The organism is Sphingomonas sp. 1185 (assembly GCF_040544655.1).
Lineage (GTDB): Bacteria > Pseudomonadota > Alphaproteobacteria > Sphingomonadales > Sphingomonadaceae > Sphingomonas.
Genome location: NZ_JBEPKL010000012.1, coordinates 1 through 26,981, shown reverse-complemented (window position 1 = coordinate 26,981; position 26,981 = coordinate 1). Strand labels below are relative to the sequence as shown.

Annotated in this window: 26 protein-coding genes; 15 read left to right on the top strand and 11 right to left on the bottom strand. The window is 67.8% G+C overall.

What is annotated here, in order from left to right:
* Positions 1-2: 2 nt before the first annotated feature.
* From hemE to rho, 3 genes are all read left to right on the top strand, one after another.
* On the top strand, positions 3-1,025 hold the full coding sequence (gene hemE, locus ABIC44_RS10070) for a uroporphyrinogen decarboxylase (protein WP_354295287.1): 1,023 nt from the start codon (positions 3-5) through the stop codon (positions 1,023-1,025).
* Positions 1,022-1,483, top strand: coding sequence for a CopD family protein (locus tag ABIC44_RS10065; RefSeq protein WP_354295212.1), 462 nt, complete (start codon positions 1,022-1,024; stop codon positions 1,481-1,483). The genes hemE and ABIC44_RS10065 overlap by 4 nt, the downstream gene beginning before the upstream one ends.
* 317 nt (positions 1,484-1,800) lie before the next feature.
* Positions 1,801-3,057 carry a transcription termination factor Rho gene (gene rho, locus ABIC44_RS10060; protein ID WP_042486922.1) on the top strand — a complete coding sequence of 419 codons (1,257 nt, stop codon included), beginning with the start codon at positions 1,801-1,803 and terminating at the stop codon, positions 3,055-3,057.
* A gap of 318 nt (positions 3,058-3,375) precedes the next feature.
* Here the strand turns inward: rho and ABIC44_RS10055 are convergent, their stop codons facing one another.
* A complete protein-coding gene (locus ABIC44_RS10055; RefSeq protein ID WP_373424720.1) occupies positions 3,376-3,873 on the bottom strand; it encodes an outer membrane protein assembly factor BamE in 498 nt (165 codons plus the stop codon).
* Between the two features lie 138 nt (positions 3,874-4,011).
* On the opposite strand from ABIC44_RS10055, the gene ABIC44_RS10050 reads away from it, so the two are divergent.
* Positions 4,012-4,545 carry a ubiquinol-cytochrome C chaperone family protein gene (locus tag ABIC44_RS10050; protein ID WP_354295210.1) on the top strand — a complete coding sequence of 178 codons (534 nt, stop codon included), beginning with the start codon at positions 4,012-4,014 and terminating at the stop codon, positions 4,543-4,545.
* The gene (locus ABIC44_RS10045) at positions 4,542-5,069 is read left to right on the top strand and encodes a YceD family protein (protein ID WP_354295208.1); all 528 of its coding nucleotides are present in this window, start codon (positions 4,542-4,544) and stop codon (positions 5,067-5,069) included. The genes ABIC44_RS10050 and ABIC44_RS10045 overlap by 4 nt, the downstream gene beginning before the upstream one ends.
* A 123-nt stretch (positions 5,070-5,192) precedes the next feature.
* Here the strand turns inward: ABIC44_RS10045 and ABIC44_RS10040 are convergent, their stop codons facing one another.
* Positions 5,193-5,726 carry a SixA phosphatase family protein gene (locus tag ABIC44_RS10040; protein WP_354295206.1) on the bottom strand — a complete coding sequence of 178 codons (534 nt, stop codon included), beginning with the start codon at positions 5,724-5,726 and terminating at the stop codon, positions 5,193-5,195.
* Entirely contained in the window at positions 5,723-8,458 is a 2,736-nt protein-coding gene (locus ABIC44_RS10035) for an ATP-dependent DNA helicase (protein WP_354295205.1), read from the bottom strand. Before ABIC44_RS10035 ends, ABIC44_RS10040 begins: the two co-directional genes overlap by 4 nt.
* Positions 8,459-8,764: 306 nt before the next feature.
* Here ABIC44_RS10035 and ABIC44_RS10030 point away from each other — a divergent pair, with 306 nt between their 5' ends.
* Positions 8,765-10,339, top strand: coding sequence for a lysine--tRNA ligase (locus ABIC44_RS10030; protein WP_354295204.1), 1,575 nt, complete (start codon positions 8,765-8,767; stop codon positions 10,337-10,339).
* 40 nt (positions 10,340-10,379) lie between these two features.
* Here the strand turns inward: ABIC44_RS10030 and ABIC44_RS10025 are convergent, their stop codons facing one another.
* Positions 10,380-11,081, bottom strand: a complete 702-nt coding sequence (locus ABIC44_RS10025) for a dienelactone hydrolase family protein (RefSeq protein WP_354295203.1) — start codon at positions 11,079-11,081, stop codon at positions 10,380-10,382.
* 72 nt (positions 11,082-11,153) lie between these two features.
* Between ABIC44_RS10025 and ABIC44_RS10020 the strand changes: the two genes are divergently transcribed.
* The 6 genes from ABIC44_RS10020 (at position 11,154) to ABIC44_RS09995 (ending at position 16,889) form a co-directional block, all read left to right on the top strand.
* Positions 11,154-11,378, top strand: coding sequence for a DUF6489 family protein (locus ABIC44_RS10020; protein WP_306997208.1), 225 nt, complete (start codon positions 11,154-11,156; stop codon positions 11,376-11,378).
* A gap of 4 nt (positions 11,379-11,382) precedes the next feature.
* On the top strand, positions 11,383-12,669 hold the full coding sequence (mnmE, locus tag ABIC44_RS10015; protein WP_354295202.1) for a tRNA uridine-5-carboxymethylaminomethyl(34) synthesis GTPase MnmE: 1,287 nt from the start codon (positions 11,383-11,385) through the stop codon (positions 12,667-12,669).
* Positions 12,670-12,737: 68 nt separating this feature from the next.
* The gene (gene mnmG, locus ABIC44_RS10010) at positions 12,738-14,573 is read left to right on the top strand and encodes a tRNA uridine-5-carboxymethylaminomethyl(34) synthesis enzyme MnmG (protein WP_354295201.1); all 1,836 of its coding nucleotides are present in this window, start codon (positions 12,738-12,740) and stop codon (positions 14,571-14,573) included.
* On the top strand, positions 14,570-15,184 hold the full coding sequence (rsmG, locus tag ABIC44_RS10005; protein WP_309700011.1) for a 16S rRNA (guanine(527)-N(7))-methyltransferase RsmG: 615 nt from the start codon (positions 14,570-14,572) through the stop codon (positions 15,182-15,184). The genes mnmG and rsmG overlap by 4 nt, the downstream gene beginning before the upstream one ends.
* A complete protein-coding gene (locus ABIC44_RS10000; protein ID WP_307101824.1) occupies positions 15,181-15,972 on the top strand; it encodes a ParA family protein in 792 nt (263 codons plus the stop codon). The genes rsmG and ABIC44_RS10000 overlap by 4 nt, the downstream gene beginning before the upstream one ends.
* Positions 15,969-16,889 (top strand): ParB/RepB/Spo0J family partition protein, encoded by a 921-nt coding sequence (locus ABIC44_RS09995; protein ID WP_354295200.1) that lies wholly within the window; start codon positions 15,969-15,971, stop codon positions 16,887-16,889. The genes ABIC44_RS10000 and ABIC44_RS09995 overlap by 4 nt, the downstream gene beginning before the upstream one ends.
* Before the next feature lie 147 nt (positions 16,890-17,036).
* On the opposite strand, the gene holA is transcribed toward ABIC44_RS09995, so the two are convergent.
* The 4 genes from holA to ABIC44_RS09975 are packed head-to-tail and all read right to left on the bottom strand — an operon-like array spanning position 17,037 to position 21,577.
* Positions 17,037-18,056 (bottom strand): DNA polymerase III subunit delta, encoded by a 1,020-nt coding sequence (gene holA, locus ABIC44_RS09990; RefSeq protein ID WP_354295199.1) that lies wholly within the window; start codon positions 18,054-18,056, stop codon positions 17,037-17,039.
* Between the two features lie 30 nt (positions 18,057-18,086).
* A complete protein-coding gene (lptE, locus tag ABIC44_RS09985; protein WP_307101829.1) occupies positions 18,087-18,629 on the bottom strand; it encodes an LPS assembly lipoprotein LptE in 543 nt (180 codons plus the stop codon).
* A complete protein-coding gene (leuS, locus tag ABIC44_RS09980; protein WP_354295198.1) occupies positions 18,626-21,127 on the bottom strand; it encodes a leucine--tRNA ligase in 2,502 nt (833 codons plus the stop codon). The genes lptE and leuS overlap by 4 nt, the downstream gene beginning before the upstream one ends.
* A 15-nt stretch (positions 21,128-21,142) precedes the next feature.
* Entirely contained in the window at positions 21,143-21,577 is a 435-nt protein-coding gene (locus ABIC44_RS09975) for a DUF3576 domain-containing protein (RefSeq protein ID WP_354295197.1), read from the bottom strand.
* 219 nt (positions 21,578-21,796) lie between these two features.
* On the opposite strand from ABIC44_RS09975, the gene ABIC44_RS09970 reads away from it, so the two are divergent.
* Positions 21,797-22,504 carry a hypothetical protein gene (locus ABIC44_RS09970; RefSeq protein ID WP_307101835.1) on the top strand — a complete coding sequence of 236 codons (708 nt, stop codon included), beginning with the start codon at positions 21,797-21,799 and terminating at the stop codon, positions 22,502-22,504.
* Between the two features lie 421 nt (positions 22,505-22,925).
* Here ABIC44_RS09970 and ABIC44_RS09965 read toward each other — a convergent pair whose 3' ends face one another.
* Positions 22,926-23,435, bottom strand: coding sequence for a thiamine phosphate synthase (locus ABIC44_RS09965; RefSeq protein ID WP_354295196.1), 510 nt, complete (start codon positions 23,433-23,435; stop codon positions 22,926-22,928).
* A gap of 22 nt (positions 23,436-23,457) precedes the next feature.
* Between ABIC44_RS09965 and ABIC44_RS09960 the strand changes: the two genes are divergently transcribed.
* Together ABIC44_RS09960 and ABIC44_RS09955 are read left to right on the top strand one after the other, a co-directional pair.
* Positions 23,458-24,117, top strand: a complete 660-nt coding sequence (locus ABIC44_RS09960; protein WP_307101839.1) for a YggS family pyridoxal phosphate-dependent enzyme — start codon at positions 23,458-23,460, stop codon at positions 24,115-24,117.
* Positions 24,114-24,782, top strand: coding sequence for an HAD family hydrolase (locus ABIC44_RS09955; RefSeq protein ID WP_354295195.1), 669 nt, complete (start codon positions 24,114-24,116; stop codon positions 24,780-24,782). Before ABIC44_RS09960 ends, ABIC44_RS09955 begins: the two co-directional genes overlap by 4 nt.
* 207 nt (positions 24,783-24,989) lie before the next feature.
* On the opposite strand, the gene ribA is transcribed toward ABIC44_RS09955, so the two are convergent.
* Positions 24,990-26,039 (bottom strand): GTP cyclohydrolase II, encoded by a 1,050-nt coding sequence (gene ribA / locus ABIC44_RS09950; protein ID WP_354295193.1) that lies wholly within the window; start codon positions 26,037-26,039, stop codon positions 24,990-24,992.
* Positions 26,036-26,872, bottom strand: a complete 837-nt coding sequence (locus tag ABIC44_RS09945) for an exodeoxyribonuclease III (protein ID WP_354295191.1) — start codon at positions 26,870-26,872, stop codon at positions 26,036-26,038. The genes ribA and ABIC44_RS09945 overlap by 4 nt, the downstream gene beginning before the upstream one ends.
* Positions 26,873-26,981 lie beyond the last annotated feature (109 nt).

Below are 26,981 nucleotides of genomic sequence, written 5' to 3'. Positions count from 1 at the left end.
CGATTCAAAAGCCCCTGCTCGCCGTGCTGAACGGAGAGCGGCAGGCGACACCGCCCATGTGGCTCATGCGACAGGCCGGACGCTATCTGCCCGAGTATCGCGAACTCCGGGCGCAGAAGGGCGGATTCCTGGCCCTGGCCACCGATCCGGCGGCGGCGGCCGAGGTGACGGTGCAGCCGATCCGGCGCTTCGGGTTCGACGGCGCGATCCTGTTCTCCGACATCCTGATGGTCCCCTGGGCGCTGGGCCAGGATCTCAGCTTCGGGGCGGGGGAGGGGCCGCGTCTGGCGCCTGCGCTGGTCGATCATGCGCTGAGTGCTCTTCAACGCGTCCCTGAGCGGCTCGACCCGGTCTATGCCACCGTGGCGGGGGTGAAGGCGCAATTGCCGTCCCAGACCAGCTTCCTGGGCTTTGCTGGCTCTCCCTGGACGGTCGCGACCTATATGGTGGCGGGGCAGGGGTCGAAGGACCAGGGCGAGACGCGGCGCTTCGCCTATGCCGATCCGGCAGGCTTCGGCGCGATCATCGATGCGATCGTCGCGATGACCGTGGATTATCTGGCGGGCCAGGTCGAAAACGGCGTCGAGGCGGTGCAGCTGTTCGACAGCTGGGCAGGTTCGCTGTCCCCGGCGCAGTTCGAGCGTTGGGTGATCGCCCCCAATGCCGCGATCGTCGAGGGTTTTCGCGCGCGTTGTCCCGGCGTGCCGGTCATCGGTTTCCCCAAGGGGGCCGGGGGCAAGCTGCCCGCTTATGCCCGTGAGACGGGGGTGGATGCGGTCGGGCTGGACGAGACGGTCGATCCGGTCTGGGCCGACACCTATCTGCCCAAGGACCTGCCGGTGCAGGGCAATCTCGACCCGCTGGCGCTGATCGCGGGCGGCGAGGCGCTGGACGGCGCGGTCGACCGCATCCTGGCGGCGTTCACCGAGCGGCCGCATATCTTCAACCTGGGCCACGGCATTCTGCCCGACACGCCGATCGCGCATGTCGAGCGGCTGATCGCCCGCGTACGGAGCGCATCATGATCGGACTGCTCGGCGCCGCCTATGAATGGGTGAAGGCGGCGCATATCATCTTCGTGATCTTCTGGATGGCCGGGCTGTTCATGATGCCGCGCTATCTGGTCTATCACCAGGAGGCGCTGGTCGCGGGCGATGCGACCGACGCCGCGCGCTGGGTCGAGCGCGAGGGTAAGCTGCGCAGCATCATCCTGACGCCCGCGATGATCGCGGTGTGGGTGCTGGGGCTGTTGCTGGGGGCGTCGCTGGGGGTGTTTTCCGGCGTGCCGGGGCTGGGATGGCTGCATGCCAAGCTGTTCTTCGTGCTGCTGCTCAGCGGCTATCATGGCTGGATGGTCGGCTATTCCAGGAAGCTGGCGCGGGGGCAGATGACGCTGTCCGGCAAGCAGTTGCGCATGATCAACGAAGTCCCCGCGCTGGCGGCGGCGGTGATCGTGGTCCTGGTGGTCATCAAGCCGTTCTGACCTTCTTGCTCGCCGCTCGCAGGCGGGAGGGCTCTTCTATTTGCTCCCCTCCCGTAAACGGGAGGGGTTGGGGGAGGGCAGGGAGTCTCACCGAGACCAACCCCTGCGGCCTTTCCCTCCCCCATCCCCTCCCGCCTGCGGGAGGGGCGTGGGTCTCATGGGGGGCGGGCCCTTTCCCCATTGACTTGGGGTTCCCCGAATCCTAACTCAAACCTTGTACGGCGCGGTCCTCGCGTCGCGTACGCTTCCTTATCGACAGCCTCGTTTCGCCGCGATCCTCGCCGACCGACGCCCTCCGACCATCCGGACCGATCCCCATGCATCTGAAAGACCTGAAAAAGAAGACCCCCGCCGACCTCGTGCAGCTGGCCGAGGAACTGGGGGTCGAGAGCGCGTCCACGCTGCGCAAGCAGGACCTGCTCTTCGCCATCCTGAAGGAACAGGCGGAAAAGGGCGACCAGATCATGGGGCTGGGCACGATCGAGGTGCTGCCCGACGGGTTCGGCTTCCTGCGCTCGCCGGAAGCGAACTATCTCGCCGGGCCCGACGACATCTATGTCTCGCCCAACCAGGTCCGCAAGCACGGCCTGCGCACCGGCGACACGGTGGAAGGCGAGATCCGCGCCCCCAAGGACGGCGAGCGCTATTTCGCGCTGACCAAGCTGACCAGCGTCAATTTCGACGATCCGGAGGCGGTCCGCCACCGCGTCAATTTCGACAACCTGACGCCGCTCTACCCCGAGCAGAAGCTGATCCTCGACCCCGCCGACCCGACCCAGAAGGACAAGTCGGCGCGCGTCATCGACATCGTCAGCCCCCAGGGCAAGGGCCAGCGCACGCTGATCGTCGCGCCCCCGCGCGTGGGTAAGACGGTGATGCTGCAGAACATCGCCAAGGCGATCACCGACAACCATCCCGAAGTCTTCCTGATCGTCCTCCTCATCGACGAGCGTCCGGAAGAAGTCACCGACATGCAGCGCTCGGTGCGCGGCGAGGTCGTGTCCTCGACCTTCGACGAACCGGCGCAGCGCCACGTCCAGGTCGCCGAGATGGTGATCGAAAAGGCCAAGCGCCTGGTCGAGCACAAGAAGGATGTGGTCATCCTGCTCGACTCGATCACCCGTCTGGGCCGCGCCTACAACACCGTCGTGCCCTCGTCGGGCAAGGTGCTGACCGGCGGTGTGGACGCCAACGCGCTCCAGCGGCCCAAGCGCTTCTTCGGCGCGGCGCGCAATATCGAGGAGGGCGGCTCGCTCTCGATCATCGCCACCGCGCTGATCGACACCGGCAGCCGCATGGACGAAGTGATCTTCGAAGAGTTCAAGGGCACCGGCAACTCGGAAATCGTCCTCGACCGCAAGGTGGCGGACAAGCGCATCTTCCCGGCGATGGATGTCGGCAAGTCGGGCACCCGCAAGGAAGAGCTGCTGGTCGAAAAGGACAAGCTGTCCAAGATGTGGGTGCTGCGCCGCATCCTCATGCAGATGGGCACGATCGATTCGATGGAGTTCCTGCTCGACAAGATGAAGAACTCGAAGACCAACGAGGATTTCTTCGACTCGATGAACCAGTAACCGGCGCTCGGCGGGGTCATCGGGCCCCGCGACGCTACGGAAATAGGGGTTCGCCGGCGGAATTGGTCCCGCTGGCGAACCCATTTTCGTTTTGGGGCGTTAGCAGGCCCGATCCCACCCCCTTTCGGGATCGTGCCGGTCCAAGCACGGCACGGCCGCGTCGTTGCTTACCAGGCGACGCGGCCAAACGGGGGGCACCCCAATCTCCGTTCAGCCCGAGCGAAGTCGAAGGCCAAGGGTCTTCGTTAGCGAAACGCGCACCTGCGCTTCGACGTCGCCCTGCAGGTACGGAAGGGTAGGTGAGAGGCGCTCCGGCCCTTACGGCCGGGTGCGCCCGCCGCCCATGCCACCGCCCTGGCCGCCACCCGCGCCGGGTGCGCCCACCGCGCCGATATTGCCGAACAGGTCCTGGAAGAAGCCGCGCTTGCGGCCCAGCGTCGGGGTGGTCTTGCCATAGGGCGAGATGTCGGCGACCTGATCCACGCCCGAGCGGCGGATCGTCGTCACGTTGCCCGCCTGGTCGAAGCTGATCTGAAGCGTGATCTGCGACGCCGGCTTGGGCAGGTTGAAGCCCAGATTGCGGCTGTCGCGCGCGACATAATACCAGTCGCCGCCGCCGAACTGGCTGGAGATGGTCGGCGTGCCCAGCGTCTGGAGCACCGACTGGCGGTTATCCACGCCCGGCTGGATCGAGTTGACGAGATCGGTGTCGACCACATAACCCTGATGCGACCGCAGCGGCGTGCAGGCCGACGCGGCCAAGGCCATCGCCAGGCCAAGCCCGAGGGCGCGGGTCGAAGAAACGCTCATCATCATCTCCGGGCCGGGGGATCGGCCGCACAGGCAAATATACAGGCGGTCGATCCGCTCGACCGTCACCCCCTCGATATGCCAAGGGAAAGACGCATACAAGCACTCGCGCGGGTGTGATCGCGCAAGGCGAGGGAGGGGCGGATGGCCGTGGGCTGGCTGAAGCGGATGGTGGCGCGCTATTTCGGGCGCGACGGGGACGAGGCGTTGCCGCTCTACAATGCGGTGGTGCTGCGCGCGCGCGAACCGCACTGGTATGTCGAGGGCGCGGTGCCCGACACGGTCGATGGCCGGTTCGACATGATCGCGGCGATCCTCTCGCTGGTCCTGATCCGGCTGGAGCGGGAGTCCGAGGGGGCGGCGCTGGCCGCGCGGTTGACCGAACGCTTCGTCACCGACATGGACGGGCAGTTGCGTGAGCTGGGCATCGGCGACATCGTGGTCGGCAAGCATATCGGCCGGATGATGGCGATGCTCGGCGGCCGCCTGACCGCCTATCGCGACGGACTGGCGGGGGAGGGGGCGGCGCTGGATGCCGCGTTGCTCCGCAATCTGTATCGGGGGGATGCGCCCGCCGGTCCGGACGCCGTCGCCCATGTGCGCGATCGGATGCGCGATCTGTCTGAGCGGCTGGCGGCGGTGTCGCTGGCCCGATTGAGAATGGGAGAATTGCCGTGACCCCCGAATGGAGCCGCCCCGAAAAGATCGACACGATCGGCGAGCGCGAAAAGCCCGTGACGATCCAGGCCTCGGAAGAGGAGCGCCGCGCGCTGGCCGGGCGGTTCGGACTGGTGTCGATCGACGCCCTTACCGCCGATCTGGTCGTCCGGCGCGATGCGATGGGCATCCTCGTCACCGGCACGGTCCGCGCGAAGGTGGCCCAGCCCTGTTCGGTGACCGGCGACCCGGTGCCCGCCACGGTCGACGAGCCGGTGGCGTTGCGCTTCGTCGAACCTTCGGCCCATGGCGGCGATGAGGAGATCGAGCTGTCCGAGGATTCGCTCGACACGATCGAGATCGAGGGCGGCACGATCGATCTGGGCGAGGCCGCGGCCGAAACCATGGCGCTCTCACTCGACCCGTTTCCGCGCAGCCCCCATGCGGCGGCGGCCTTGAAGGAAGCGGGGGTTATCAGCGAGGATGAGGCCGGGCCGTTCGGCGCGCTGGCGGGATTGAAGGCCAAGCTGGAGGGGAAGGAGTAACTTCCTTCATTCACGCCACTTTTTCCGGATTATCCACAGGCTATCAACAGATGGCCAACAGGTCGCCAACGGTTTTTGGGATCATTTTCCGACAGATCGGCCCACAGCCTATCAGGGGTCAGGTCAGGGTGTGTCGGGCCCCAGCGTGGGATCCAGGTCGCGCGGCCGGATAAAGGCGATCAGGGTCGCGCTGTGTGAAGCGGCATCCGCCCACCGGGTGATCGGCAGGGTCAGCTGCGCGACGGTGGCGGTGGGATATTTCTCCTCGACCCGTTCGCGCAACTCGCCATCGCGGGTCAGGTCGAGGACCAAATCCTCCAGCCCGGGATTATGCCCGACCATCAGGACATGGTCGCAGGCATCGGGCAGCGCATGGACCTGATCGAGCAGGCTGGCCGAGGAGGCGAGATAGAGCGCCTTGTCCCAGACCGGCGCCAGCTTGCGGCCATAACCGCTCCATACTTCGTCCAGTGTCTCGATCACACGGACGGCGGGCGAGGCGAGGATATGGTCGAAGGCCATGTCGAGCGATTTCAGATGGCGTCCCATCATCGCCGCCGCACGCCGCCCCTTGGCGTTGAGCGGCCGGTCGAAGTCGCGGGCGACGGGATCGTCCCAGCTCGATTTGGCATGGCGAAGCAGCGTCAGCGTCTTCATCGGATCGGATTCTCCGTCGCGGCGGCCAGCGGGGTGTCGACCGATCCATGCCCGATCCCGGCGTCGGAGGAAAGCCGGGCCGCGACCCGCGCGACCGCCTCGTCGAGCGTGACGCGCGCAATCGCCACGCCCGGTGGAAAGGCGTCGAGCAGGCGCGACGGCATGGCGGCGGACAGCAGCACGAAGGCGCCGCGATCGTCGGCGCGGCGGATCAACCGGCCGAACGCCTGGGCCAGTCGCGCACGGACGATGCGGTCGTCATAGGCGCTGCCGCCCCCCGCCAGCTTGCGCGCGGCATGGAGCACGGTCGGCTTGGGCCAGGGTACGCCCTCCATCACCACCAGCCGCAGCGAGGCACCGGGCACGTCCACCCCGTCGCGCAGCGCATCGGTGCCGAGCAGCGAGGCCGACGGATCGTCGCGAAAGATATCCACCAGCGTCCCCGTGTCGATCGGATCGACATGCTGCGCGTGCAGCGCCAGCCCCTCGCGCGCCAGCCGGTCGGCGATCCGGCCATGCACGCCGCGCAACCTGCGGATCGCGGTGAACAGCCCCAGCGTGCCCCCGCGCGACGCCGCGATCAGCCGGGCGTAGGCATTGGCCAGCTGGGGAATGTCGCCGCGCTTGACGTCGGTGACGATCAGCACCTCGGCCCGGCTCGGATAATCGAACGGGCTGGGGGCGACGAAATGGGCGGGGCCACGCGCCAGGTGCGGCGCGCCGGTCCGCGCCTCCGCCACGTCCCAGTCGCCGCCCGCGCGCAGGGTCGCCGAGGTGACGAGCGCGCCATGCGCGGGCTTCAGCACGATTTCGGCAAAGGGGCGGGTGGGGTCGAGCCAGTGACGGTGCAGCCCGATATCATATTCGCGCCCCTCGACCCGGTCGACCGCCAGCCAGTCGACAAAGTCGGGATCGGCGGGCCCGCCGATCCGCGCGAGCAGCGACAGCCAGGCAGCGACCGTCTCGGCGCGCCAGGCGATCGACGCGATCGCGCCCTCGACCCGTGCGCGCGCCTGGCCGTCGAGCCAGTCGGGCGCTTCCTGCAACACCGCCTCCAGCCGCTGGCCCAGCGTCACCAGTGGGCGCAGCAGCGCGTCGAGCGCGTGCGCGGCGGGACCGGCGGCATCGATCAGCTCGGGGGAGGGGGCGGCGAGTTCGGTCTCCAGGCCATAGCCCGCATCGCCGGTTTGCTCTGCGCGGGCAAAGGCCAGCCCCCGCACCGCCGCCAACAGCGTCTCGATCGGACCGAAGGGCTGGCCCTCCGCTAGTCGGCCGAGCCAGCCTTCGCTCGCCAGCGCATGCGCGGCCTGCACCGCATCGCCGATCGCGCGATTGCCGCCCTCGTCATAGCTGGCGACATCGGACAGCCGCGCCGCCAGACCGCGCCGCCGTCCGCGCGACCCGGCCTCGGGGCCCAGGATCCAGCGGCGCAGCTCGATCGTCTCCGATCCGGTCAGCGCGGTGGCGAACATCGAGTCCGCCGCGTCGAACAGGTGATGGCCCTCGTCGAAGACATAGCGGGTCGGCCGCGTCTGCGTCTCACGCCCGCGCGCGGCGTTGACCATCACCAGCGCATGGTTGGCGATGACGATATCCGCCTGCACCGATGCGCGCGCCGCCCGCTCGATGAAGCATTTCCGATAATGCGGGCAGCCCGCATAGACGCACTCGCCGCGCCGGTCGGTCAGCGCCGCCGATCCGTTGCGCCGGAACAGGGTGGTCAGCCAGCCGGGCAGGTCGCCGCCGACCATATCGCCATCGCCGGTATAGGCCGCCCAGCGCGCGACCAGCTGCGCCAGCACCGCCGCGCGTCCCGCGAACCCGCCCTGAAGCGCGTCCTCCAGATTGAGCAGGCAGAGATAATTCTCCCGCCCCTTGCGCGTGACGACGCGTTCCTTGCGCAGCACCGCGTCGGGGAAGATGCGCGCGGTCTCACCGCTCAACTGGCGTTGCAGCGCCTTGGTATAGGTCGAGATCCAGACCGCACCGCCCGCTCGCTCGGCCCAGAGGCTGGCGGGGGCGAGATAGCCCAGGGTCTTGCCGATGCCGGTTCCCGCTTCGGCCAGGACCATGTTGGGCGTGTCGCGGACCGCGCGCGGTGCGAAGGCGGCGGTGACCGCGGCGGCATAGGCGCGCTGGCCCGGCCGTTCCTCGGCCCCGTCGCCGGTCAGCCGGACCAGCCGCTCCTCCGAATCCTGCGGCGGCAGGTCGATGGTGCGCGGGGCGGGGCGGGGGGCATCCTCTTCCCATTCGGGCAGCGCGCTGAACAGCCAGCGTTCGTTACGCTCGGGCCGGGTCAGGCGCGGACCGATCAGTGGCGCCCAGGGCCAGCGGAGTCGCGCCAGACTTTGCGCGGCGGTCCAGGCGCCCTCGCGCTCGGGCCAGGCGCCGTCGGGCATGGCGAGCAACGTCTCGGTCGCGCGGAGAAGGAAGGCCGCGACGTCGGCATCGCTTTCCGGCGGCTCCAGTCCGCAGGCGCGGGCAAGGCCATGCGGGGTCGGGACCGCGAATTGGGCGGGGCGCAGGAATGCGAACAGCTCGAGGATGTCGAGCCCCGACAATTCGGCATAGCCCAGCCGCTGCCCGATCAAGGGCGCGTTGAGAAGGATCACCGGGGTTTCCGACGCCAGCCCGATCGCCTCGCCGCGCGAGGCGGCGCGGGTCTGTCCGCCGGCGGAAATCCACACACCGCTATGGCTGGCGTGAAGAGCGGGGTGGGGAAGCGCGGTCACGATGATGATTTGGGGGAGTGGGAACAGGTTGGCAACGGGGAATGGGGTTGGAATCGTTCAGGCCAACGGGTTTGGTGTCCGACCTTCCCAGCAGGAGCACCATTCATGGCGCGCATAACGCTGCAACAACGCACGCCCCTCCCGCAAGCGGGAGGGGATGGGGGAGGGAAGGCCAAACAGGACCACCCGATCTGTTCCACGTGGAACAACCCGCAATGTGGATAACTCTGTGGGCAAAGAGCGGATAGCCGGTGGAAATCGCAAAATACGTTGTGAATTGCCCCCCGGCTTGCCAGAGGCAAAATCATGACAGACGAACTTCGCTCCACCGCTCTCGAGTCCAAGGCCTGGCCCTATGAGGAGGCCCGCAAGCTCCTCAAACGCTATCCCGACGGCAAACCGGGCGGCGAGCCGATCCTGTTCGAAACCGGCTATGGTCCCTCGGGGCTCCCGCATATCGGGACGTTCAACGAAGTGCTGCGCACCACCATGGTCCGCAATGCCTTCCATGCGCTGTCGGACCAGAAGACCCGGTTGATCGCCTTTTCGGACGATATGGACGGGCTGCGCAAGGTGCCGGACAATGTGCCGAACCAGGAGATGCTCCGCGAACATCTCGGCAAGCCGCTGACCCAGGTGCCCGATCCGTTCGAGACGTTCGATAGCTTCGCCGCGCACAACAACGCGCTGCTGCGCCAGTTTCTCGACCGCTATGGCTTCGACTATGAATTCGCGTCCTCGACCGACTATTACACCTCGGGCCGGTTCGACGATGCGCTGCGGCTGGTGCTCAAGCATTTCCAGGGCATCCAGGATGTGATGCTCCCGACCCTGCGCGCCGAGCGCCGCGCCACCTATTCGCCGGTCCTGCCGATCAGCCCCAAGTCGGGCATCGTCCTTCAGGTGCCGATCGAGGTGGTGGATGCCGAGGCTGGCCTGATCGCGTTCGAGGATGAGGGCGAGCGGATCGTCCAGTCCGCGCTGGGCGGCTTGTCCAAGCTGCAATGGAAGGTCGACTGGGCGATGCGCTGGGTCGCGCTGGGCGTGGATTACGAGATGGCGGGCAAGGACCTGATCGACTCGGTCACCCAGTCGTCCAAGATCGCGCGCGTGCTCGGCGGCCGTCCGCCCGAGGGCTTCAACTATGAGATGTTCCTCGACGAGCATGGCGAGAAGATCTCCAAGTCCAAGGGCAACGGCCTGAGCCTCGACCAGTGGCTGACCTATGGCCCCGAAGAGAGCCTGGCCTTCTTCGCTTACCGCGAACCCAAAAAGGCCAAGCAACTGCACATGGGCGTCATTCCGCGCGCGGTGGACGAATATTGGCAGTTCCGGGTCAACTATCCCAACCAGTCGCTCAAGGAGCAGCTGGGCAATCCGGTGCATCACATCCATGACGGCAAGCTGCCGCAGGGTGAGCTGCCGGTGACGTTCGGCCTGTTGCTCAACTTGGTCGGCGTGATGGGCGAGGCGAGCAAGGAGCAGGTCTGGGGCTATCTCGCCAATTATGTGCCGGAAGCCTCGGCCGCGAAATATCCCGAGCTGGACCGGCTGATCGACCATGCGCTGGCCTATGCCCGCGATTTCGTCGCCCCGACGCTCCAGCGCCGCGCGCCCGAGCCGCACGAGGCCGAGGCGCTGCGCCTGCTCGACGCACAGCTGGCCGCGCTTCCCGAGGGGGCGAGTGCCGAGGATATCCAGAACATCGTCTATGAGATCGGCAAGACCGACGCCTTCCCGTCGCTGCGCGACTGGTTCAAGGCGCTGTACGAGACGCTGCTGGGATCGGCGCAGGGGCCGCGCATGGGCAGCTTCATCGCGCTCTATGGTGTGGACAACAGCCGCAAACTGATCGCCGAGGCGCTCGCCAAGGCGGCGTAAAAGGGAAGGGGGGTGCCAACCGGCTCCCCCCTTTTTCGTATCAGCGGAGATGCTCCGCAAAGAACGCCATGGTGCGTTCGTCCGCCAGCCTGGCCGACTCCTCCGAGCGGCGCTGGCCGAATTCGGCGGCAAAGCCGTGATCCTCGCCGGGATAGTCGTACAGCGTCACCTTGGGGTGATCGTCCAGCCCCTCGTGCATCCGCTTCTGGGCGTCCTTGTCGACGAAATGATCCTCCTCCGGAATGTGGAGCAGCACCGGCTTGGCGATCGCATGTTTCTCGCCGAGCAGCCCGTCGATGCCGACGCCATAATAGCCGACACTGGCATCCACATCGGTCCGCGCCGCGGTCATGAAAGCCAGCCGTCCGCCCAGGCAATAGCCGACCACGCCGACCTTGAAGTCCGCGCCATGTTCGTCGCGGATCGCCTTGATCGTCGCCTCGATATCGCGAATGCCGCCGTCCTGGTCGAACTGTCCCATCAGGTCGAGCGCCTGCTGCATTTCGCCGGGGACATCGGGGTCGAGCTCGATACCCGGCGCGATCTTGTGGAAGAGATCGGGTGCGACGGCCAGATAGCCCGCCTCGGCCAGCGTATCGCATTTGCGGCGGATGCCCGCATTGATGCCGAAGATTTCCTGGATGACGATGATCGCCGCGCCCGGCTGTCCCTGCGGCCCGGCGTGATAGGCGTTGAACTGGCCGTCGCCGTGGCCGGCGGCGATGGTCTTGGTCCCGGTCATGTCTACTGGTCTCCTGTGGTCCACGCGATCATAACGCCTTATGCCCGGCTTGGTCGCGATGGAGAATGGCGCATGAAAGTGAATGTGGAAATCGACTGCACGCCCGAAGAAGCGCGGCGTGCGATGGGCCTGCCCGACCTGACCCCGATTCACGAGCGCTATGTCCAGATGATGCTCGACACGATGCAGTCGGGGGTGAAGCCCGAAATGGTCGAGGCGATGATGCGCAGCTGGGCCCCGATGGGCGAGGCGGGCATGGCGATGTGGCGGCGCATGTTCGAGGGGCAGAAGGGCTGATCCGGTGAGCGACACGATCTTCGCCGTATCGAGCGGGCAGCCCCCGGCCGCCATCGCGGTGATCCGGGTCAGCGGTCCGGCGGCGTTCGCGACGGCCGAGCGGCTGGGCGGGCGTCTGCCCGCGCCACGTCGGGCGGGGCTGCGGACCCTGCGCGACGGGGCGGGGGCGGTGCTGGACTCGGCGCTGATGCTCTGTTTCCCCGGCCCCGCGACGGCGACCGGCGAGGATCTGGTCGAGCTGCATTGCCATGGCGGCCGCGCGGTGGTGGCGGCGGTCGAGGCGGCGCTGGCGACATCACCCGGCGTCCGCCGGGCCGAGCCGGGCGAGTTTACCCGCCGCGCCCTGCTCAACGGCCGGATCGATCTGGCCGAGGCGGAGGGGCTGGCCGATCTGCTCGAAGCGCAGACCGAGCGACAGCGACGGGCCGCGATCGGCGCGGTCGAGGGACGGGTGAGCCAGGCGCTGCGCGGCTGGATGGACCGGCTCTCGGCTTTGTCCGCCGGGATCGAGGCGATGCTCGATTTCGCCGAGGAGGATGACGTGCCGCTCGACGCTGCCATGGTGGCGCGGATCAGAAGCGATATGACGGCGCTGGCCGCCACGATGCTGGCGGCGGTCGACCAGCCGCCGGTCGACCGGCTGCACGACGGCATCCGGGTGGTGCTGGCGGGGCCGCCCAATAGCGGCAAGTCGACCCTGCTCAACCTGCTGGTCGAGCGCGAGGCGGCGATCGTCTCGCCGATTGCGGGGACGACGCGCGACCGGATCGAGGCGAGCGTGCTGCGCGGTGGCATCGCCTATGTGCTGACCGACACGGCGGGGCTGGCCGAGGATACCGATGATGTGATCGAGGCGATCGGCGTCACGCGCGCGCAGGAGGCGATCGAGCAGGCCGACATTCTGCTATGGATGGCCGATGCTCCACCGCCGCGCGACGATGCGATCTGGCTGCACGGACGCGCCGATCTGCCGGGGCGCGAGGCTTTGCCCGAGGGGCGGGCGCTGGCGGTGCGGCGGGACGAGGCGGCGACGGTCGCCATGGTCTGGGCCGCGATTGCGGCGCACGCGGCGACGCTGCTCCCGCGCGAGGATGCGCTGGGTTTCAAGCGGCACCAGCAGGATCAATGCCGCCGTGCGGCACAGGCGCTGCTCACCGTTCAGAGCGATGACGTGCTGCTGATCGCCGAGGAGTTGCGCGTGGCGCGGCAGGCGCTGGCGGCGGTGCTGGGGGTCAGCGCGACCGAGACGATGCTCGATGCTCTGTTCGGACGCTTCTGCCTGGGCAAGTGATGTTCCACGTGGAACGTTTTGCCACGGATCGCTTTGACGCTGCGCGCCGCTTGCGATAGGGCGGGGGCATGTTTGATGTCGTAGTGATCGGTGGCGGTCACGCGGGAACCGAGGCCGCCGCAGCGGCCGCGCGCCGGGGCGCGCAGACGGCCCTTTTGTCCTTCGATCGTCATGGCCTGGGCGCCATGTCCTGCAATCCGGCGATCGGCGGATTGGGGAAGGGCCATATCGTGCGCGAGGTCGACGCCTTTGACGGGCTGATCGGTCGCGCGGCGGATCAGGGCGCGATCCACTATCGGATGCTCAACCGGAGCAAGGGGACGGCCGTGCAGGGCCCCCGCGTCCAGGCCGACCGGCGGCGCTATGCCGGGGCGATCCAGGCGATGCTGGCGGCGCAACCCGGCCTGACGGTCGTCGAGGGCGAGGCCGAGGCGCTGGTGCTGGACGGTGGCCGGGTGGCCGGCGTGCAGCTGGCCGACGGGTCGGTGCTGGCGTGTCGCGCGGTGGTGCTGGCGACCGGGACCTTCCTGGGCGGACGGCTGTTCCGGGGTGAGGAGCGGCATCTGGGCGGGCGGATCGGCGAGCGCGCCGCGACCCGCATGGCCGAGCAGCTGCGTGGCCTGGGCCTGCCGATGGCGCGGATGAAGACCGGCACGCCGCCGCGTCTGGATGGGCGCACCATCGATTGGGCCAGGCTGGACGAGCAGCCGTCCGACACCGATCCCTGGACCATGTCGCCGATGACGGCGGCACGACCGCTGCCGCAGATCGCCTGTGCGATCACCCGGACGACCGAAGAGACCCATGCGATCATCGCGGCGGCCTTTCACCGCTCGCCGCTGTTCACCGGCGCGATCGAGGCCAATGGCCCGCGCTATTGCCCGTCGATCGAGGACAAGATCAAGCGCTTCGCCGACCGCGACAGCCATCAGATCTTTCTGGAGCCGGAGGGGCTGGACGATCCGATCGTCTATCCCAACGGCCTGTCGACCTCGCTGCCGACCGATGTGCAGGCGGCGATGATCGCCTCCATGCCGGGGCTGGAGCGCGCGGTCATCACGCTGCCCGGCTATGCGGTGGAATATGACCATATCGACCCGCGCGCGCTCGATGCGCGGCTGGCATTGGGCGCGCTTCCCGGCGTGTTCTGTGCGGGACAGATCAACGGCACGACGGGGTATGAGGAAGCGGCGGGGCAGGGGCTGATCGCCGGGCTCAATGCGGCGGCGCTGGCCTGTGCGCTGGACCCCGTGATCCTCGACCGCGCCTCCAGCTATCTGGGCGTGATGATCGACGATCTGGTGTTGCAGGGCGTGACCGAACCCTATCGCATGCTGACCGCGCGCGCCGAATATCGGCTGTCGCTGCGGGCCGACAATGCCGAGACGCGGTTGGGGGATATCGCCGAGGCGGCGGGATGCCTGTCGCCCGAGCGGCTGGCGCATCGGCGGCGGCGGCAGGCGCAGCGGGCGACCCTGCGCGACCGTTTGGCGGTCATCCGCACCGCCTCCGATTTGGCGCGCAGCGGAGCGGCGATCGCGCAGGACGGCGCCCGCCGGTCCGCCTATGAGTGGCTGCGCTTCGACGGCGTCACGCTGGCGCATGTCGCGCCCGAGGCGGCCGAGGGGTGTGACCCGGCCGTCGTGGCCGAGACGCTCGAGGATGCGCGCTATGCGCCTTATGTCGAGCGTCAGGCCGAGGAGGTCGCGCGGTTGCGCGCCGACGAGCAGATCCTGTTGCCCGCCACGATCGACTATGCCGCCATTCCCGGTTTGTCGCAGGAGATGATCGACCGGCTGGGTCTGGCGCGTCCCGCGACGCTGGCGGCCGCATCGCGCATTCGCGGCATCACCCCCGCCGCCTTGTCGGCGGTTCTTCTCCACGCACGAAAGATGGCGGCATGACCGAAGACCAGGCCCGCGACTGGGTCGTCGCGCGTTTCGGGGCGGAAGCCGCCGACCGGATCGACCATTTCCTCAATCTGGTGGTCGTGGAAAACGACCAGCAGAATCTCATCGCGCCTTCGACCATCTCGACCATCTGGTCGCGGCACGCGCTCGACTCGGTACAGCTGATCCCGCTGGCGGATCGGCCCGATGGGCAATGGGTCGATATCGGCACGGGGGGTGGCTTTCCCGGCATGGTCGTGGCGCTGGCCTGGCCGGGCAAGGTCGCGCTGGTCGAGCCCCGCAAGCGCCGCGCCGATTTCCTGCGCGACTGTGCCGAGACGCTGGGGATTGCCGACCGGGTCAGCGTCCATGCCTCCAAGATCGAGGCGGTTGAGATCAAGGCGGATATTATTTCTGCTCGCGCCGTGGCGACAGTCGAAAATCTTTTGCGCGCAGCCGCCCATTGCGGCAAACAGGATACGCGGTGGCTGCTCCCGCGCGGCCGCCTGGACGAGCGCGAAATCAAGACCCTCAAGCGGCACTGGCGCTTCGTGTTTCACGTGGAACATAGCATCACCTCGGCGGACTCGTCGATCGTGATCCTCGACCGAGTAGGGGCCCGATGATCTGCGTTGCCATCGCGAACCAGAAGGGTGGGGTGGGCAAGACCACCAGCGCCATCAATTTAGCGACCGCGCTGGCCGCGACCGGGCTGCATGTCCTGCTGATCGACCTCGATCCGCAAGGCAATGCCTCGACGGGGCTGGGTATTCCCAACAGCCAGCGCATGTTCTCCAGCTATCACGTCCTGCTGGGGGAAGCGCGGATCGACGATGCGGTCGTCCATACCCAGGTGCCGCGTCTCGACGTCGTGCCTGCGACGGTCGACCTGTCGGGGGCCGAGCTGGAGCTGGTCGATTATGAGAATCGCACCCATCGGCTCGACCATGCGATGCGCCGCTCGCAGGGCAATTGGGACATCGTGCTGGTCGACTGCCCGCCCTCGCTGGGGCTGCTGACGATCAATGCGATGGTGGCGTCCGATTCGCTGTTCGTGCCGCTGCAATGTGAGTTCTTCGCGCTGGAGGGGCTGTCGCAGCTTTTGACCACGGTCGAGCGGATACGCGCGCGGTTCAATCCGGGGCTGGCGATCCTGGGCGTGGCTTTGACGATGTTCGACCGGCGCAACCGGCTGACCGATCAGGTGTCGGCGGATGTGCGCGCGGTTTTGGGAGGTGTGGTGTTCGATACGGTGATTCCGCGCAACGTCCGGCTGTCGGAGGCGCCCAGCCATGGACTTCCTGCGTTGATCTATGACCATCGCTGCGTCGGCAGCCAGGCCTATATCGCGCTGGCCCGCGAACTGATCGCGCGCCTGCCGCTGACCACCCAGCCGGGAGCGGCCGCGGCATGAGCACGGAAACGGCCAAGCGCCCGCGTCCCGGCCTCGGGCGCGGACTGGGGGCATTGCTCGGTGACATTGCGCGCGAGACGCCGATCCAGCCGGGCGACCAGCAGATCCCCGGTGGCGTGCGGATGCTGCCCGTGGGGGCCTTGTCGCCGCACCCCGACCAGCCGCGTCGCCATTTCGAGGAAGCCGCGCTCGACGAACTCGCCGCCTCGATCGCGGCGCGCGGGCTGATCCAGCCGATCGTCGTGCGCCCCCATGGCAAGGATTATCAGATAGTCGCGGGCGAGCGCCGCTGGCGCGCGGCGCAGCGTGCCCGGCTGCACGAGGTGCCGGTCGTCGTCCGCGACTTTGACGACGCCCAGACGCTCGAAATCGCGCTGATCGAGAATATCCAGCGCCAGGACCTCAACGCGATCGAAGAGGCGCAGGCCTATCAGCGGCTGGCAGGCGAGTTCGGCCATACCCAGGAGGCGCTGGCCAAGATCGTCCACAAGTCGCGCAGCCATGTCGCGAACCTGCTGCGGCTGCTCGAACTGCCCGAATCGGTGCAGAAGCAGGTCGTCACCGGCGCCCTGTCGATGGGCCATGCCCGTGCGCTGCTGGGGGCGGAGGATGTCGAGGCGCTGGCCGATCAGGTGATCGGACGCGCGCTGAGCGTGCGCGAGACCGAAAAGCTGACCCGCGAGGCCAAGGGCGGTGGGCGCAAGGCGTCGGCGGAGTCGGACAAATCGGGTCCGCGCGGCAACGGGATGGACGCGGCCGACGCGGATATCGCGGCACTGGAGGGGCAACTCGCCGATCTGCTGGGCCTGTCGGTGCGGATCGCGCATGGCGAGAAGGGCGGCACGCTGACCCTCAGCTATTCGACGCTCGATCAGCTCGACATGGTATGCCAGCGGCTGACCGGTGAGGGTATTTGAAAGGGGGACGCTGGTCTGTTCCGCAGACAGGCGCAACTCGCTTTTGAATTCTGAATGGGGTGGGCCCCGCTTCGCTCAGCCTGAACGGGTGTTGGTAAAGAACTCCAAGCCCCGTTCAGGCTGAGCGAAGTCGAAGCCCAAGGGCGATCACCCCCGCCGGGCAATGCCCTGTGCGATGATCGTCGCCTCGGCCTCCGCCAGCACGGCACCGGCATTGCCCGGCGCCATCACCGCCCGCTCCGCCGCGCGAATCCGAGCCAGGGCGCGCGCCAGCATCGCCGGGGTCCAGCGGCGCAGCGCCTTGGCAGTGCGCGCCTCGTCGCGGAAGAAGACGCGGTGGCGCTTCATCACCGCATCGACCGGCTCGCCCTTGTCGATATCGGCGCGCATTTCGGCCAGCGCGACCAGGCGGCGGGCCAGCGCGCGCAGCCAGGGGATGGGGGAGGCGCCGCCTTCGTCCAGCAAGGCCAGTTCGCCACCCAGATCGGCGACGCGGCCCTCGACCACCGCTTCGACCGCATCGCCCATCTCGACCTCGCCCAGATCGGCGCCGATGGCGTCCAGCGCGCCATGGTCGATCTCGCGCGGGCGATCGGGGGCGGCGTCGACATAGAGGACGAGTTTCTCCAACTCGCGGGTCATGACCGAGCGATCGGCCGCAGCGGCATCGACAAGCCGCGCCGCCACGCCCGCCGCCAGCCGTAGCCCCATTTCGCCTGCCATCGTCGCCGCCAGCCGCTCGGCATCCGCCGCCGTGGGGGCGTAACAGCCAAAGGCCATGGCGCGGGGCGATTCCAGCGCCAGCTTGACGATCTTGGCGGTCGTCTTGACCGATGGGGCGATGGCGACGACCGGATTGCCCGCCGATTCCGCTTCGAGCAGCGCGGTGAACGCCGCCAGCCCTTCCTCGCCGACACTGGCGATGCGGATATGCCGGGGCCCGCCAAACAGCGACAGCGCGGCGGCTTCGTCGGTCAGGCGGGCGGGATCGCTCTTGAGCGTCGCCGAATCGAGATCGATCCGCTCGGCATCGCGCCCCATCGCATTGGCCAGCAACCGCGCCAGTTCGGCGGCCCCCGCCTCGTCCGGCCCGTGCAATAGATAGAGGCGGATGTCGGGCGAGGGGCGGCCCAGCGCCTGGCGGATCTGGTTGGCGCTGGCTTTCAAGAGAGGGGGGCCTTCACAGCAGTCGCGCCGTCACGGCCGCGCGGGGGCCATCGCCTCGCCGGGGCGCGACCGGGCATAGGTGGCCAGCCGCGCGACGATTTCGTCCGCGACGATCACCGACAGCCGCTCCAGCGCGGTATTTTCCGCCGCGATGGTGGCATATTCGGACCGGACCACGTCGATCCCGGCATCGGATCCGGCGGTGGCGTCGACCAGCACCGCATTGCTCGTCTGGTCGACCAACTGATAGCGCGCGCGCAGGATTCGCCGCTCGCGCACCACCGAGTCGTCGCGCCGCACGCCAAGCCCGCGAATCTGGTCGTCCAGCTTCACGTCCAGGCGATAGCGCGCATTCCCGGTCTTGCCGCCCAGCCGGTCGTTGAGCGCATTGGCCATCAGCCAGCCAGCTTTCCCCTGAATCGGTGCGACCTCGATCTGCGACAAGGCGGTCGCGACCGAGCCCGAGCCGCCCCCCGCATAAAGCGGATGCAGCCCGCAGCCCGACAGGCCCAGCGTCAGCGCCAGACCGGCGGCGATTTGACAGAAGAGGGGCAGGGGAAGGGGGCGGGTCATGCGACGATATTCACCAGACGGTCGGGCACCACGATCACCTTGCTGGGCGTTGCGCCGTCCAGCGCGCGGACGATCTTGTCCGACGCCAGCGCGGTCGCCTCCAATACGTCCTTGGGCAGCCCCTTGGCGACGGTCAGCGTGTCGCGCAGCTTGCCGTTGACCTGTACCGCGACGGTGACCTCGTCCTCGACCAGCATGCTTTCGTCGACCACCGGCCAGGCGGCGTCGGCGATCAGGCCATCCTGGCCCATACCGGCCCAGGCTTCCTCGGCCAGATGCGGCACCATCGGCGCGACCAGCAGCATGGTGGTGCGGATCGCCTCGTTACGGGCGGCCGACGGCTTGGCCTTTTCGATCGCGTTGACCAGCTCGTACAGCTTGGCGACCGCCTTGTTGAAGGCCAGCGCCTCGATATCCGCCGCGACGCCCGCAATGGTCTGGTGCAACTTCCGGGACAGCGCCTTGTCCTCGCCCTCGGCGGCCTCCGAGCCGTCGAACAGGCGCCACAAGCGCTGGACGAAGCGCCACGACCCCTCGATGCCCGATTCGGACCAGGGCAGATCGCGCTCGGGCGGGCTGTCGGACAGCATGAACCAGCGCACCGCGTCCGCACCGTACTGATCCACAATGGGTTCGGGATCGACGGTGTTCTTCTTGGACTTGGACATCTTCTCGACGCGGCCGACGGTGATCGGCTGTCCGGTCGCGATCTCGATGCCGTCGCGGATCTCGCCCGGCGCCAGCCAGCGGCCGTCCGACGACTTGTAGCTTTCGTGCGTGACCATGCCCTGCGTGAACAGGCCCGCAAAGGGCTCCGCCACGTCGATCAGGCCGATATGCTTCAACGCACGCGTCCAGAAGCGGGCATAGAGCAGATGCAGGATCGCATGCTCGACGCCGCCGATATATTGCCCGACCGGCAGCCATTTCCTGACGACCTCGGGATCGAACGGGCGATCCTTGGGCTGGCTGGCGAAGCGGATGAAATACCAGGACGAATCGACGAAGGTGTCGAGCGTGTCGGTCTCGCGCCGGGCCGGCTTGCCGCAATTGGGGCAGTCGACATGCTTCCAGGTCGGATGCCGGTCGAGCGGATTGCCGGGGACGTCGAAGGTGACGTCCTCGGGCAGCGTCACCGGCAGCTGGTCCTTGGGAACCGGCACCGCGCCGCAATCCTCGCAATGGATGATCGGGATCGGCGTGCCCCAGTAACGCTGGCGGCTGACGCCCCAGTCGCGCAGGCGGTACACGGTCTGGCCCTGGCCCCAGCCTTCGCTCTCGGCGCGCGCGATGACGGCGGCCTTCGCGGCCTCCACGTCCATGCCGTCGAGCGGACCCGAATTCACCAGCTGGCCGGTGCCGGTATAGGCCGTGTCGCCCTCAAACACCGGGGCGGTCGTGTCGCCATCGGCGACGACGCGGGTGACGGACAGGCCGTATTTGCGCGCGAAGTCCAGGTCGCGCTGGTCATGCGCGGGCACGCCCATCACCGCACCCGTGCCGTAATCCATCAGCACGAAATTGGCGATATAGACGGGCAGGGTGATGCTGGCGTCCATCGGATGCTGCATCCGATAGCCGGTGTCGAAGCCCAGCTTTTCCTGGGTTTCCAGCTCGGCCGCGGTCGTGCCGCCCGCCTTGCAACGTTCGATGAACGCGGCCGCCTCGGCATTCGTCTCGGCCAGCTGCCGCGCGATCGGGTGATCCGCCGCGATCGCGACAAAGCTCGCCCCGAAGATCGTGTCGGGGCGGGTCGAATAGACCTCGATCGGCGTCGCGAAGGGGGCGACCGGCGCAAAGCGGAACTGGAGACCCTGGCTGCGGCCGATCCAGTTCTCCTGCATCAGCTTCACCTTGTCGGGCCAATGCTCGAGGGTGGTGAGGCCCTCCAGCAGCTCGTCGGCGAAGTCGGTGATCTTGAGGAACCACTGGTTCAGCTTGCGCTTCTCGACCAGCGCGCCCGAACGCCAGCCGCGTCCGTCGATCACCTGCTCATTGGCGAGCACGGTCATGTCGACCGGGTCCCAGTTGACCGCCGATTCCTTGCGATAGACCAGGCCACCCGCATACAGGTCGAGGAACAGCGCCTGCTCATGCCCGTAATAATCGGGCTCGCAGGTCGCGATCTCGCGCGTCCAGTCAAGCGCGAAGCCCAGCCGCTTCAGCTGCGCCTTCATCGTCGCGATATTGTCGCGGGTCCAGCCGCCCGGATGGACGCCCTTTTCCATCGCGGCATTCTCGGCGGGCATGCCGAACGCGTCCCAGCCCATCGGGTGGAGCACCTCATGCCCGATCATCCGCCGATAGCGCGCCAGCACGTCGCCCATCGTATAGTTGCGGACATGCCCCATATGGATGCGCCCCGAAGGATAGGGAAACATCTCAAGGACATAGCTGCGCGGCTTGGGGCTGTGATCGTCGGCGGCGAAGGTGCGCCGCTCCTCCCAGATCCGCTGCCAGGTCGAATCCGATTTCAGGGCGTTGAAACGCGAGGCCATTCTTCTCGTCTTTTATCAGTTCGTGATCGACGCACGGCGCAGGTCGCGCGCCTTGGTCAGGATGATGTCTTCCAGCTTCTGGATGGTCGCGGCCTGGACGGGCGCCTCGACCCACTGGCCGCCACGGTTCACCTCGCGCAGCGCGGTGACGCGCAGGGCGTCGGCGCGCAGGTCCTGGTCGAGGATGGTGACGGTGACCTTCATCCGCTCGGACGGGACCTGCGGGTTGATATACCAGTCGGTGACGATCACGCCGCCGTTCGAGTCGGTTTCGGCCAGCGGCATGAAGCTGAGCGTGTCGAGGCTGGCGCGCCACAGATAGGAATTGACGCCGATCGTCGTGACCTTCGACGCGGCCAGATCGGCCTGGGGGCGATCCTTCTTGCCGGCACAGGCGCCGAGCGACAGGGCGGCGATAACCGCGAACGCGGTGGCGGAACGGCGAAGCATCGGCATTGTCCTGACTGGGAATAAGGGTTGGCTATAGCCTCTACAGGGGCCCCGCCACCCCGGCAAGCGCCCGGACGATGGGCGGCGTTTCCCCGATTCTGTGGATCGTGCGCAACAGTCGGACAAGATTCGCCCATGGGCGCGTAACAATGGGATCGCTCACCTGCCTTTTCATGTTAGGACGATCCCTACAAAGGGGTTTCCATAAAGGGGTGGACCGTGTCGTTCGGGCGTGTGGTGATCGGAATTGCTATCGGGGCGCTCGCCGCCACGACGGCTCTGGTCGCGCCCGCCATCGGCGCGGTGGAGCAGGGGGGCAAGCCCATCAAGCGCAGCCTGTCGCTGCGCGCCAGCGGCGGCTTCACCCCGGCGGCGGCCGATCCCCGGCTGGCGGCGCTGTTCGCCAAGAGCGGGCTCGACGCGGGCGATCTGCGCTTCACCCCGGCGGAAAGCCAGCGCGGCGTCAGCCGTGCGGTGACCGTCGCGGTGCGTGCGCGGACCAGCCGCACCAATGACGAGCGGATCGCGGCCAACACCGCGCCGACGGTCGGCCTGGCGCCGATCTCCTACAATCTGGGCGTTGCGGTCGGCTGGAAGCGGCTGGCGGTGTCGGGTGACGTGACTCGCGTCGATCTGGCGGGCATGCCGGGCAGCCGCGAAAGTGCCGATGTCGCGGTCAGCTATACCGCGAATCGCTTCACCGGCCGGGTGAAGGCGTCGACCGATCGCCCGATCGACGCGACGGCCAAGCTGGTCGACATGCCGTCCAGCTATTCGCTTGATATGGGCGGGTCCTATTCGCTGACGCGTAATCTCGATGTGACCGCGGGTGTTCGCTATCGCTCGGACCGTGAGCGTCTGGCGCGACTCGACGATGATCGTCGCAACAGCCAGGCGGTGTATCTGGGTACGGCCTTCCGCTTCTAAGCGCGAACCGCTTGGTAGCGAGCGGTTCCGAGGCGTCTCTCTGGGCCTGACCGGCTCGCGCGCTCGCGAAGCGAGCGCCCACCCCTCACCCAGCTCCGACTAGGCCTTTGCTTTCGCAAAGACCAAGTCTGCGCAACCCTCTCCCCTCTGCGAAGGGCGAGGGAAGGACAGGCAGCGCTGAATGGTCATCGGCCCCAGTTCGTCATCCCAGCGAAGGCTGGGATCTTCGGATTGGCTGGCCCATCGACGCTTCGGACGACGTGTTATTACTATGCCCAACAAGCAGGAATGAGAGGGATGCCCTACTCTCTGCGTCCTTCGCGCCTCTGCGCGAACCAAATTTGAAAGCCACAATGGATCATCGCCAAAGATCCCAGCCTTCGCTGGGATGACGGATCAAATGGCGAGGCGGCTCGCTGCGTTAAACCGCCACCCAGGCGTCGATCGCGGCCCAGCCCTCGAATCGCCCGCGCAACCGGCGGAAGCGTTTCGCGGTCATCCCGCCCAGCGCGATTCGGGGAAGGTCCAGCCCCCGCCCGATCCGCGCGGCGCGTGGCAGACCCAGACTCGGCGCGCCGGGATGCGAGCGGGTGGGGAATAGCGGCGATACGAACAACAGGTCGGCCCCGGCCTTCCATCCCGCGACCGCCTCCGCCCGGTCATGCGCGGACCAGCTCCGCAGACCCTTACCCCGGCCGCGCTTGTGCACGCCGTCGCCGGGCAGGCCACCGCCCGCCACCAGCAGGAGCAGCCCCCGCGCGCGCGCGATTCGGAACACCCGCCGATGAATCGCCCGTCGCGCGGCCGGGGGCGTGGCATGGTGGCGAAAGACCACCCCTGATCCCGGCGGCACTCGCCGTAAGGCGGACCACAGCCCGTCCCCCAATCGCTCGTCGGTCATCAGCCATGTCTCGGGGTATCGGTCGGCCATTGCGGGCACTATAGCGCGGGGCATGACCGACGACAGCGTTTCCCGCCTCTCCACCGTCTCCACCCAGCTCCAGCGTGCCGCGAAGCTGGGCGATCACCCCAGCCCGACGCTGATCGCGGTGTCCAAGACGCATGATGCCGACACGATCCGCCCGCTGCTGGATGCCGGGCACCGTGTCTTCGGCGAGAATCGCGTGCAGGAGGCGGCGGCCAAATGGCCCGCGCTGCGCGACGATTATGCGGGCGTCGAACTCCATCTGATCGGCCAGCTCCAGTCCAACAAGGCCGGTGACGCGGTCGCGCTGTTCGATGCGATCCACACCGTCGACCGCCCCTCGCTGATCGCCGCGCTGGCCGAGGCGATGGAGAAGAGCGGGCGGCGGCCCGATTGTTTCCTTCAGGTCAATATCGGCGAGGAGGAGCAGAAGGGCGGCTGCGCCATCGCGGAGGCCCCCGCCATGCTGGAGACGGCGCGCGCCGCCGGGCTGCCGATCGTCGGGTTGATGGCGATCCCGCCGCACGGGCTGGACGCCGCGCCCTATTTCGCGCTGCTCGCCAAGATGGCGCGCGAGCTGGGGCTGGCGAAGCTCAGCATGGGCATGTCCGAGGATTATGAGGTCGCCGCGATGCTGGGCGCCACCCATGTCCGGGTCGGCAGCGCGCTGTTCGGAGCACGCGGATGAGCCGCTTCGCCGCGCTGCTGTTCGATTTCGACGGCGTCCTGATCGACAGCGAATATGAGGGCAATCGCCACCTCGCCCAATGGCTGACCGCCAATGGCCACCCGCATACGCCCGAAGAGGCGATGCACCATTATATGGGGCTGGCGGGGAAGGACTTCGTCGCGACCATCGAGGCGCGGATCGGCCACACGCTGCCCGAGGCCTTTTACGAGGCGCGCCGGGTCGAGGATGTCCGTGCGATGGAAGAGGGCGTCGCGGCGATCGCGGGGGCGGTCGATTTCGTCCGCTCGCTGCCCGCCGATTTCCCACGCGCGGTGGTGTCATCCAGCCCGACCGTCTGGCTCGACCGGCACTTGCGCCATCTGGGCCTGCGCGAGGCGTTCGGCGACCATGTCTATAGCGGGCGCGAGCATGTGACGCGCGGCAAGCCCGCGCCCGACCTGTATCTCTTTGCCGCCGACCGGCTGGGCGTGCGAATCGAGGATTGCGCGATCCTGGAGGACTCCCCCGTCGGCGCGACCGGAGCGGTGGCCAGCGGCGGCCATGTCATCGGCATGTGCATGGGGACGCATTGCGGCATCGGCCACGACCAGCGGCTGCGCGAGATCGGCGTCGCGGCGATCGCGCAGGATTATGCCGATGTGCGGCGCGAACTGGGGTTGTGAACCGGCCGTCCCGTTTTCCTGCCCTCCGTTCGCACTGAGCGAAGTCGAAGTGCACGCCCTGCACCGTGCCATAAGGTCGGCCCATGGCCTTCGACTTCGCTCAGGCTGAACGGAGGCTGGTGACATCAGCCCGGCAAAAGCTGGGATTTTCCGCGCCCCGCACCCACCTTGCTCGAAAGGCCCCAGCCTGCGCCGGGGCGACCCCTATCAAAGCTGGTGCCCGGTCCGGTCGCGCTTGGTCGCCAGATAGCGTTCGTTGTGCGGATTGGGCGGCAGGCTGTGCGCGACGCGCTCGACCACGCGCACCCCCGCCGCTTCCAGCCCCGCGACCTTGGCCGGGTTGTTGGTCAGCAGCCGCACCCGGTCCTGCCCCATCAGGGTCAGCATCCGCGCCGCCACCCCGAAATCGCGCGCGTCGATCGCGAAGCCCAGCCGGGTATTGGCGTCGACCGTGTCGAAACCCTGATCCTGAAGCTGATAGGCGCGCAGCTTGTTGACCAGGCCGATCCCGCGCCCTTCCTGCCGCAGATAGAGCAGGATGCCCCAGCCTGCCTCGGCAATGGCCTGGATCGCGGCATGGAGCTGCGGCCCGCAATCGCATTTCAGGCTGCCCAGCACGTCGCCGGTCAGGCATTCGCTGTGCAGGCGCACCAAAGGCGGTTGTCCATTGGGCTGGCCGATCTGCAGGGCGACATGCTCGCCCGCCGCATGGGGCGAGCGGAAGGCGACGATCTCTGCATTTTCAGCGCCCGCGACGGGCAGCCGTGCGCGGGTGGCGATGGCCAGCGCCTCGGCATTCTCGTGCGCGGCGATATCGGCGAGCGACAGCTCGGCCTCGACGCCGGTCCCACCGACGAAGAAGGCGGGCAGCATCCCTGCGATGCGCGCGAATCGCACCGCCGCCGCCGCGACCGCCGGATCGGGCAGGGGGAGCGCGCGATAGGGGCCCTTGAGCGGCGTCGCGAGGTCGAACTGCGGATCGGCGAGCGCGGTGGCGGCGGCGAAGTCGATCCACGGCGCGCGCTCGACCAGCACGGCGGCGTCGGGATCGGCGGCGTCGAGCTGGTTGGTCAGCTTCAGCGTCGCGGCCCGCCCCGCCGAGATCAGCACCGGCGCGCGGGCCCCCGGATCGAAGGCGGCCAGCCGCAACGGATCGGCCGTCTCGACCGCGAGCAGCGGCTGGCCCGCGATCGCGATCGGCCAGCCCCGGCGCAGCGCGTCGATCGCGCGCGCCGCGGCCTTGGCATCAGCGCTCAAAAATCGAATTCCGTCATGATCGGGATATGGTCAGAGGGTTTCAGCCAGCTGCGGCACCCCTCGAACACCTGATGCGACACCGCCTTCTCGGCCACGTCGCGCGTCGCCCACATATGGTCCAGCCGCCGCCCGCGATCCGACGCCGCCCAGTCCTTCGCGCGGTAGCTCCACCAAGTATAGAGCCGCTCCGGCGCGGGGATGAAGTGGCGGCCCAGATCGACCCAGTCGTTCGATGCCTGCAGTTTCGCCAGCGTCTCCACCTCGATGGGGGTGTGGCTGACCACGTCGAGCAGCTGCTTGTGGCTCCACACGTCCGATTCGAGCGGCGCGATGTTGAAGTCGCCGGTCAGGATGGTGGGGCAGTCGAGCTTGCCCGACCAGTCGATCATGCGGCCGAGGAAATCGAGCTTCTGGCCGAATTTCGGATTCACCTCGCGGTCGGGCACGTCGCCGCCCGCCGGGATATAGACATTCTCCAGCCGCACGCCGTTCGGCAGGCGGATGCCGACGTGCCGCGCCTCGGCATTGGCCTGCCAGTCGAGGCGGTCGTCCTCGGTGATGGGGACGCGGCTGGCGATCGCGACGCCGTGGTGCATCCGCTGGCCATGGATGATGATATGCTCATAGCCGAGCGAGCGGAACAGATCGAAGGGGAAGTCGTCGTCGACGACCTTCGTCTCCTGAAGACACAGCACATCGGGCGCGGCTTCCGTCAGGAATTGCTCGACGATGGCGGCGCGGAAGCGCACCGAATTGATGTTCCAGGAAGCGATTTTCACGCGAAGCGATGTAGCGGGGGCAGGGGGGGGAGACAAGATTACCCGATCCCCCATTCCTCCCCTGCAAGGGGGACTGTTTACATTGGCCGCATTGTGGATTCTTGTCCGTTCCTGTGATTTGAGACGGGGGGATGGAATGCGTTGCCCAAGGTGTGATGGGACT